9 protein-coding genes are annotated in these 8,616 nt (G+C 52.0%); all 9 read right to left on the bottom strand.

Annotation, left to right across the window (positions count from 1 at the left end):
- The coding region (locus FBQ85_21900) for a glutamine synthetase III (protein ID MDL1877794.1) at positions 1-210 on the bottom strand (210 nt) is incomplete at its 3' end.
- A gap of 779 nt (positions 211-989) precedes the next feature.
- Positions 990-1,340: a VOC family protein gene (locus tag FBQ85_21895; GenBank protein ID MDL1877793.1), complete on the bottom strand. Its 351-nt coding sequence runs from the start codon at positions 1,338-1,340 to the stop codon at positions 990-992.
- Positions 1,341-1,549: 209 nt separating this feature from the next.
- A complete protein-coding gene (locus FBQ85_21890) occupies positions 1,550-2,581 on the bottom strand; it encodes a hypothetical protein (GenBank protein MDL1877792.1) in 1,032 nt (343 codons plus the stop codon).
- Positions 2,582-2,843: 262 nt separating this feature from the next.
- A complete protein-coding gene (locus tag FBQ85_21885; GenBank protein ID MDL1877791.1) occupies positions 2,844-3,611 on the bottom strand; it encodes an SDR family oxidoreductase in 768 nt (255 codons plus the stop codon).
- Positions 3,612-3,691: 80 nt separating this feature from the next.
- Positions 3,692-4,939 (bottom strand): T9SS type A sorting domain-containing protein, encoded by a 1,248-nt coding sequence (locus FBQ85_21880; GenBank protein ID MDL1877790.1) that lies wholly within the window; start codon positions 4,937-4,939, stop codon positions 3,692-3,694.
- 19 nt (positions 4,940-4,958) lie between these two features.
- Complete coding sequence (locus FBQ85_21875) at positions 4,959-6,158, bottom strand: S58 family peptidase (protein MDL1877789.1); 1,200 nt, start codon at positions 6,156-6,158, stop codon at positions 4,959-4,961.
- Positions 6,159-6,465: 307 nt separating this feature from the next.
- Positions 6,466-7,302, bottom strand: a complete 837-nt coding sequence (locus tag FBQ85_21870; protein MDL1877788.1) for a DUF4097 domain-containing protein — start codon at positions 7,300-7,302, stop codon at positions 6,466-6,468.
- 51 nt (positions 7,303-7,353) lie between these two features.
- Positions 7,354-8,220 carry a hypothetical protein gene (locus FBQ85_21865; protein ID MDL1877787.1) on the bottom strand — a complete coding sequence of 289 codons (867 nt, stop codon included), beginning with the start codon at positions 8,218-8,220 and terminating at the stop codon, positions 7,354-7,356.
- A 115-nt stretch (positions 8,221-8,335) separates the two neighbouring features.
- Positions 8,336-8,616: HEAT repeat domain-containing protein (locus tag FBQ85_21860; GenBank protein ID MDL1877786.1), on the bottom strand; the 281-nt coding region annotated here is incomplete at its 5' end.

Here is an 8,616-nt window from a genome sequence, read left to right as displayed (position 1 = left end):
CTTGGGATCGAGCTGCTGGCCTTTATCGATCGTGGCTAGTAGCGATTGCAACACTTCTTTGGGAAGCTTGTCGCGCATAACGTCCATGTTGAACGTGTGCTCGCCAAAGATGGAATTGATGTCAGCAGGCAACTGTTGTGGCGCGCTGCGCAAGGTCCAACTCTTGGCTGCCGCTACCACGTCATAACGTCGCGAGGAATTTTTTGACACAGTAGAATCCTCCTAAAAGAGTTTAACATGCCGATCAAATCCTGATGCCGAGTCATCGCTCACGGATTTGACATTGATTGTCGCCGTCTGGGGCTTGACGGTTGGGGTGGAAGATAAGTTTTAAGAATGAATTTGAAAAGAGCTTTTTCTTAAAAAACGTAATTTTTTTAATAATTTTAAGAAATTGTCTTTGTGTATAAGATTAATGCATGCTTTCACCTTGATTAATTATAAAAATATAAAATTCAAATATATGAATATTTATTCATATTCATGGGTTTTGCTGGCGCCGCCACCGCTAGCTCGCGCATGAGAGAGCAGCAAATTCTTTAGAAATTCGACGTACGATGATTGCCGGTAAGACCTCTCGGAGGGTAACAACGAATTTTAAATCATTCCAACTCTACGGATACGGAAACGTCTATGAACACTTTCCGGAAGGACATCGTTAGATTCCGCCAAGCTCAGCGCGCCATAAGCCAAATCTGCAATCGGCTCCGCTTGAATTGAAATCAGACGCCTTCATTTAATGATCATAATCGATGATGAAGCCATCCTGAGGATGCGACGGAGTGCAATTGCCTGACGCTCAACTCAAAGGCAAATTTCTAAATGAGACCTGCTGCCTGGTCTCTCCAGAATAAAATCGTTGTTACAAAAGCAATAATCTCCTCGGGCAGACAAAAACAACCAATCGGAGAAAGAGATTTGCATCTGCGGAGTCGTTTCCATCCGTTGGCGATTTCTTTTGAGTTGCGGTTTATCCGCGTCGAGAGGGATTACTTTTTCTCCCAAATTCCCAGCACATTGTTGTCGGGATCGCAAATCAACGCAAAACTGCCGCTGCCCTTGTCCGGCGCTTTGTTACTGATGATTTTTCCGCCCAATTCGGGCAGGCGTTGCAGCGTGCCGTCAATATCTTCCACCCGGATGTAAATAACGACGCCCTGTTGGCCGGTGTGTTGCTGCGAATGATAAAACGCGCCATTCACACTCTCTCCGGTGTCGAAGAGCATGTAATCTTCCTCTTCGACAAGATCCATTTTCCACTCGAACAACTCGCTGTAGAAACGCCGTGTGCGTTCAAAATCTGCGCTGGGGATTTCAACATGAACAAAGCCATGAGCCATTGGGCCTCCGTTAGGGCATCGGCGAGAAACCTTTACACAAAATGATTTTGCAGGAAAGAGAGATGATGCAAGAGAGGTGTGCCTCGCGCAACATGATCATGAGAGAGCCTGAACGGCCAACCACTTCATGCGGCGCGAGGCGCGCGGAACGGGAATGGTTTTGCCTACCTCACAAAACCGGGGGAAGTCCTCGAACGCGGTTTATTCGCTTATTTCACCGCTTTTTTTACGCGGCGCGACCGGCGCAACCGCAAGCGTGCGGCCGCCAGTTCCAAAATACGATGGACCATGCGGCCGTAGTCGAATCCGGCTGATTGCGCCGCCATCGGAATCACGGATTCCGGATCGAGATCAGGATTGGGGTTGACATCGAGCACCATGGGCGCGCCATTCCACAAGCGAATGTCCATGCGTGCATAGTCACGGCAGCGCATCGCGCGATAAGCCGCAATCGCCGCATCTTCCAGCAAGCCGAACAATTTTTCATCGACCTCCGCCGGGCAAAACCACTTGATGCCGGTCCAGCCGTCGGAGTCGGGATTGAATTTCGATTCGAAGGTGTAGATCCGATCGTGCATATCGGAATACCGCGAGTAATCCAGCTCCACCGGCGGCAACACTTCGGGCTTGCGATTGCCCCACACCCCGACATGAAATTCGCGGCCATCGATGAATGGCTCAACGAGCGCGGGGGAATCGAATTCTTCTTCAATGCGAAGAATTTGACGCGCCAATTCAGCGCTCGACTCCACCACCGAAGCGCGCGAGATGCCATAGCTGCAATGTTGATTTGCGGGCTTCACCATCGCGGGATAGTACATCCACTCCTTGACCTGGCGGTGGTGCATGGCCTGGCCGGGCGGCGTGGGCGCGCCCGCGCTCAGCAACGCTTTCTTGACGATATGCTTGTTCTGCGATTTCTTCAGAGTGCGCGCATCCGCCCCCGTATAAACAAAACCGCGTTGCTCAAGCTCCTTCGCGACTGAAGCATCGGACCACGGCTGGCCGGCAAACCCCTCGCACCAATTGAAGACGATCCATTTATCCGGATCATAATTTGACAACGGCTCCAAATCTTCTTGAATCTGCACCGGCGTCGCACGCAGGTTCATGCCCTCCAGACTGGCTACCATGTAATCGACGAGACGCAATGCATTCGTCTGATCCGCTTTCGGCCAGTCCGTATCTAGATTGTACAACACGACAACACGTTCGAGCGCTTCGTATTTTTTTTCCGCCATTCGGCCTCCACAACTTTCGTTCACGATAAATCTTTATCACCGGGTAAAAAACACATGCACATGGTGTGAGTGAAAGATTTATCTCTGCAAAATTTTTGTGAGAATATGAATCACAAATGATAATTGCAAGCAATAAAATGAAATGCGCCGGAAAAAGTTTGCTCGCAATCACATCAAAATTATTTCATGCAACAATCATGAACCGACAACATGATTGCATCAACAATGACATTATGTTTATCGTTTAATATTTCTGCGCTCCTCAACGCGCACACGTGAGTTGACGCCCGCCGTCGATGTTGAACGTGACGCCGGTAATCCAGCCGGCGCGCTCCGAAGCGAGAAACAATATTGCTTCGGCAATTTCCTCGGGCGTGCCCACGCGCCCGATGGGATGCGTTGTCTGGCTGTGCGCAAGAAACGTTTGATACTTCTCTTCGTCCATGCCGCTGGCGCGATGCAGATTCGTGCGCACCACGCCCGGATTGACGGCGTTCACGCGCACGCCCGAAGGCGCCAAATCCAGCGCAGCGCAGCGCGTGAGCTGATCGACGCCCGCTTTGCTGACGCAATACGCCAGCACGTTGGGAAATGCGCGCGTGCCGGTAACGCTCGACACATTCACGATGTTGCCGCGGGTTTGCTGCAAAAACGGCGTCGCTTCCTGCATCAGGTGAAACACGGCAGTGAGATTGAGACGCAACATGATCTCCCAGGCTTCCGTCGTGGTCGTTGTAATCGAACCGTTTGCGATAATGCCGGCGGCATTGACGAGAATATCGAGTTTGCCGAATCGTTCGACGGTTTGTTCAACCGCATGTTTGCATTGCTCGACCTGCGTGACATCGAACGGCAAAATGATGTGCTGGCCATCGCTTTTTTCGATTTCGTCAACAACCTTTTGCAAACTTTCCCGGCTGCGGCTCACCAGCGCGAGATGCGCGCCCGCTTTCGCCAAAAGCAACGCCGTGGCCCGGCCAATACCGCTCGAAGCGCCGGTGATTAATGCAATTTTGTCGGCAAATTCCATAAATCTTTTCCTTCCGAAGTCATTTTTGAATCGGCAAAAGGTAATCACCACAATCGCAGCAACGATTCCGCTTCTGCGGTTTACTCCAAAAACAAAAGCTTTCGCGTTTGCGCTTCGTTACCGGCGATGAGGCGATAAAAATAAACGCCGCTTTGCAAGCCGCTCGCGTCGAACGTCGCACGATAGTCACCCGGCGTTTTGATCGTATCGACCAGCGTCGCGACTTCACGTCCGGTTATATCAAAAACGACGAGCCTGACATGCGTGCGCATGTTGATCGTATACTCGATTTCCGTGGTGGGATTGAACGGATTCGGAAAATTTTGTGCAAGTGTGAATGTCGAGGGCGGCGGCGCGGCGATGGTTGTTTCCACTGTGGTGGGATTCCCCATAATAAAATCGGCAAACACCGGCAAATGATCCGAGGCTTCATGCAAGGCATTGGCAACGCTTGCCGTCACTGCGCCGTTCGGGCCGGAGTTAATGGCTTGATTGAAATGATTGCCGTCGTTGCCGAACGCGCGATAGGAACCCGGTAAAAGATACATTCCCCCGGGCGTCAAAACATTTGCCGAGACGAGCATAATATCGAAACGATCGTCCAGGCCGCCGGCGCTGCCGTCGCCGAACACCGTGGTGCGCGTCGATTGCGTATGGATGCCGGCAAAGCTGACGTTGTTATTCCAGGTGCCCAGCGCATTCAAAGGATCGAACAAACGGCCGTCGTTATCCGGTTGGCTCTCAACCAGCCGTTGAAAACCTGCTTCAGAAGAACGATAGGTATTGAAATCGCCGGCGACGACGAAATTTTCCTCAGGATTGAGGCCGTTCAAATAATTGCGCAGCGTCGAAGCTTCGTTGGCGCGCTGGCGTTCGTCATTGAGTTCTGAGCCGGCTTTCAAATGCACGGAGAACATGCGAAATTCCACTCCGTTCGCCAACAAAGAATACGCAAAAATATCGCGCAGGCTCGTGCGAATCTGTTGCGCGCCCAGCAGGGTGACTTTCGAGGTTTTATAAAAGAGGGTGTTGTCCAAATCAAAACCATCAAAGTACGGCGCGCTTTGATACAAATTGGATTGATTGAAATTCAACACTTGATTCAAAAACAAAAGCTGTCCGTCAAGACTCTCCAATTCCTGCACCACGAGGACATCCGGCTTCAGCGCATTGATAACCGTGCGAAAATTGGGCAACCGCGCCACGCCTTGACTGCTGGGAAAGAATAGCAAATTGTAACTGGCAATGCGCAGCGTATCGACCTGAGCAAAAACATTCCCCGCACTCAAACATAAAAAAATAATGATTCCAAAAGATTTTCTTTTCATGAGTAATTGAGGTTTTGAGTCAATGATGATACTTCTTCATGAGCTTCGGTAAACGTTGGAGTGGCAGCGCGTAGGCCGTGTTACCATTGATGCCCACCGTCGTTTCCGCCATGCACAAGGCATTCAACACCGCTTCTTCGGCGGCTTCGCCGGCAGCGTGATGCGCACGGCTAATCCATTCGTCGTTGAAGATTTGAATGTTTGTATAATCATCGTCCGGCCGGATTTTAATGCCAGTGGAAAAGAACAGTAATAAATCACCGGAACTGTGGGAGGAGCGCGCGCCGGTACGCGCCAGGCCCAAAGCCATGCGTTTGCAGAGGCGTTGTAACTGCGCGGGAATCATCGGCGCATCGGTTGCACCGATCACGATAATCGATTTTGATTTGCGCCCGTCCTGCGGCTGCAAATCGGAAATTTCTTTGCCCACGGGAACACCATTAATCGTGAGTTGCTCGCGGCTGCCGAAATTCGCCTGCACTAAAACGCCGAATGTATAACCGCCATGCGAAGGCGGCAAAACGCGCGACGACGTTCCAATGCCGCCTTTGAAATCATAACACACCATGCCCACGCCGCCGCCAACAACCCCCTCCGCCACCGGACCGCTTTTCGCATTCGCCAGCGCCGCCAAAACATGTTCATCATCGAGATGGCGGCCTTCGGCATCATGCAAAAACGCGCCCCAGGTTTCCGCGACGACCGGTACAGGCACAGGTTTCGTATCGCCAATTTCAGGATACGTTTGCAAGAACCAGGTGAGCGCGCCGTTCATCACGCGCCCGAGGTTCGAGGTATCGGTGAGAAAAATAGGCGAGGCGAGCAAACCGGCTTGATCGATGCGCCCAACGCCGGTCATCTCGCCGTTGCCGTTCAACACAAAACGTCCGGCCGTAACGTTCTCATGAAAAACATCATCACCCGGCATGATCACCGTAACACCGGTACGAATGGGTCCGCGGCCGATTTGCAATTCGCCCTCCCCTTCCATGCGTGTGCAATGTCCGACGCGCACACCGGGCACGTCGGTAATGGCGTTCCATGCTCCGGTCGGCAGCGAACCGACAACGATGCCAAGATCACGCAGACGCTTGCGCGTTGAGGATTGTTCATGTGACGGGTTGATTTTGAGTGCCGGCGCACACGCGGAAAGGAGCGCGGCACTCGCGATTTGCTGGCAAAACGTTCGGCGAGAAATCAAGCGAGAAGAAGTCGGCATAGATAAGCGAGTCGTAACCGTGCAAGTCCAAAAAGGTTTTGCAATATAACACGGAAGACAAGGTGTGTCAAGGTGTTTTTGGTTTGCAAGGCGAGCAGCATGAAGCATGCGCTCGCGCGCACGTCTCGATGCTGGAGCAGAACGGGACTAACCGTTGAAACGAGAGGGGATATATTGGAAGAAACCCCACGCCTGCGCATGGGGTTTATGAAAATATTGGGCATACTACGAATTCATTTACATCGCCAGCCGCTCACAAAAGGCTTGAATCTGCGGAGCAAAGCCCAGAAAAAATGCTACAAACCATCTACTTCCCTTTGCGCACATAAACATCGCCGTTAAGCGTTTCGAAATTGATCTCCGGCCCGCCGCCGTTGATCTTGCCCTGCATGGCCTGCTCGATGCGCAAGCGGTATTTGCCGCCGCCTTTTCCGCCCTCTTCGATTCGCTGCGTTGTCGGTTCCATCTTCATTTCAAAATCGCTGTAGATGTCGCCGTTCTCCGCTTTGAATTTGATATTGGCGCGCAAATCTGCGGGAAACGTCACGTCAATATCGCCATTCAGCGAGCTGAACGACATGGGTTTGGCCGGATCAACCTTGACGAACGTGACGATGACGTCATCGTTCAACGCATGCGCAATCGCGGCGCCCGAAATTCTCGACAATGTGACCGCGCCATTGACATTCTGTACCTCGATCTCGCCGCTGATGTCCTCGGCTTTGATATCGCCGTCATTCACACAATTCAGCTTGAGTGAGGTTCGCGTGGGCACTTGAATCGTCAAATCAATCGTGCGTTGATGCGAAGAGGTTTCCACTTGCATGACGTTATTGTGCTCTTCGACAACCAGTCCGGTGGTGTTGACCGCCAGCCGGCGCAGGCCCTCGGCCTTTTTGCTCGATTTCTCTTTATGCTTGTACTCGCGCGTGCGCACCTGCGCTTCCACGATCACTTCCTTGCCGCTGTAGCCTTTGACGGTAATCCCGCCGTGCAAAACACTCACCTCCACAACGCCGGGACGGGAAGGATCGCTGAACGGCACGGCGATCCGGTCGCCGGGCAGCGCTTCCTGGCCATGAACGGCGATTGCGCTGAACAAAAGACAGATGATCGCATACGTATTGCGAAAGGAATTCTTCATGATTAGAGCCTCATAATAGTGTTTCTTCTTGATTGCAAAAACATTCGTGCACTACTCCCGCTTGAGCATGCGAATATCGCCGTTGAAAGCGTCAAACGTCAGTTGCGGACCGCCGCTGCCGATGCGCACGCGCGAGAATTCGTCGCTTTTGTAAATATAACGGCCATGTTTACGCTTGCTTGTTGGTGATTTGTTGGCAAGATATGTCACTTCGAAATCTGTGTAGATCTCGCCGTTGAAGGTTTTGAAACCGGCCTCGGCGGCCAGCCCTTCGCGAAAGATGATCTCGACGTCGCCGTTGAGCGAACCGAAATAAGATTCGGCTTTGGGATTTTGCTGAAAGAGAACTTTGACGCCGCCATTCAACGCATAAACGCTTCCGGCGCCGGCGATTTCAGACAAATTCACGCCGCCGTTGACATTCTTAATATCAAAATCACCCGCAACGTTTTTGACTTCAATCTCACCGTCGTTGATCGCACGCAAATACAGGCTCGCCTCACGCGGCACGCGCAGCTCGAAATCCCAGTTGACTTCATAGCCGTAATAACGCCAGCCGCGATAATTCACCTCACCGTTGGAGCGGCGAAACGGGCCGTCGACGTACAGCTTGACCGCGTCTTCCTCCTCGGCAATATCGAGCACGACTTGTTCACGCGCCTCTTGCAACTTACTTTCGGAAGCCGCGCGCAACGTTTTGTGAACCACCAGTTGCACGTCGCGAATATTGTCGCCCACCACGCGGATCGAACCGGAGACGTTATCGACCAACACGTGCTTGGCTGCGTTGGGATTCTTGAATTGCAACGTCCGCCGGATTTCTTCTTTCTTGACGATATCCAAATCCGGCCCGAGCTGTGCGCAGTAAATCAACACCGGCGCAAAAATCAGCAGCCGCGCTAAGTTGTTCTGCAACATAAAATCATCTCCTCACAAATGGAATGGCGTAGACTGAATCGCCCATTGTTTTTTTGAGCTGTTTGCCGGCTTGTGTCACATCAGAGAAATTTCTCCACTGCACATTGTTTCGCTATTAAAGCAATTGTTGAATGCCCCATTCCACGCGTTGTTTGACTTCATGATTGAGCTGTTCATCTTGCAAAAGCTGGCGAAACGTGTCGAGCGATTGTTTCTCGCGCATTTTTACCAGCAGATCGATCAACGCAATCTGCACCAGTGGCGAGGTTTGCCGGCGCAGAGATTCCACCAGCTCGTGCCGCATGCCGGCCTGGTTGCCAAACGAATAAAGCGCATCCACGGCCGCGAGCCTCACGTTGACATTCGGGTCAGAGGTCAATGTGTGCAACAATGCCG

The organism is Cytophagia bacterium CHB2 (assembly GCA_030263535.1).
GTDB lineage: Bacteria > Zhuqueibacterota > Zhuqueibacteria > Zhuqueibacterales > Zhuqueibacteraceae > Coneutiohabitans.
Note: the sequence above shows the minus strand (reverse complement) of the source record. Positions and strands in the feature narration are given on the sequence as shown.

Bases quoted from the DNA above. Each gene is read 5' to 3' on its own strand.
- FBQ85_21895 (MDL1877793.1), bottom strand. From the start codon at position 1,340: ATGGCTCATGGCTTTGTTCATGTTGAAATCCCCAGCGCAGATTTTGAA.
- FBQ85_21890 (MDL1877792.1), bottom strand. From the start codon at position 2,581: ATGGCGGAAAAAAAATACGAAGCGCTCGAACGTGTTGTCGTGTTGTAC.
- FBQ85_21885 (MDL1877791.1), bottom strand. From the start codon at position 3,611: ATGGAATTTGCCGACAAAATTGCATTAATCACCGGCGCTTCGAGCGGT.
- FBQ85_21880 (MDL1877790.1), bottom strand. From the start codon at position 4,939: ATGAAAAGAAAATCTTTTGGAATCATTATTTTTTTATGTTTGAGTGCG.
- FBQ85_21875 (MDL1877789.1), bottom strand. From the start codon at position 6,158: ATGCCGACTTCTTCTCGCTTGATTTCTCGCCGAACGTTTTGCCAGCAA.
- FBQ85_21870 (MDL1877788.1), bottom strand. From the start codon at position 7,302: ATGAAGAATTCCTTTCGCAATACGTATGCGATCATCTGTCTTTTGTTC.
- FBQ85_21865 (MDL1877787.1), bottom strand. From the start codon at position 8,220: ATGTTGCAGAACAACTTAGCGCGGCTGCTGATTTTTGCGCCGGTGTTG.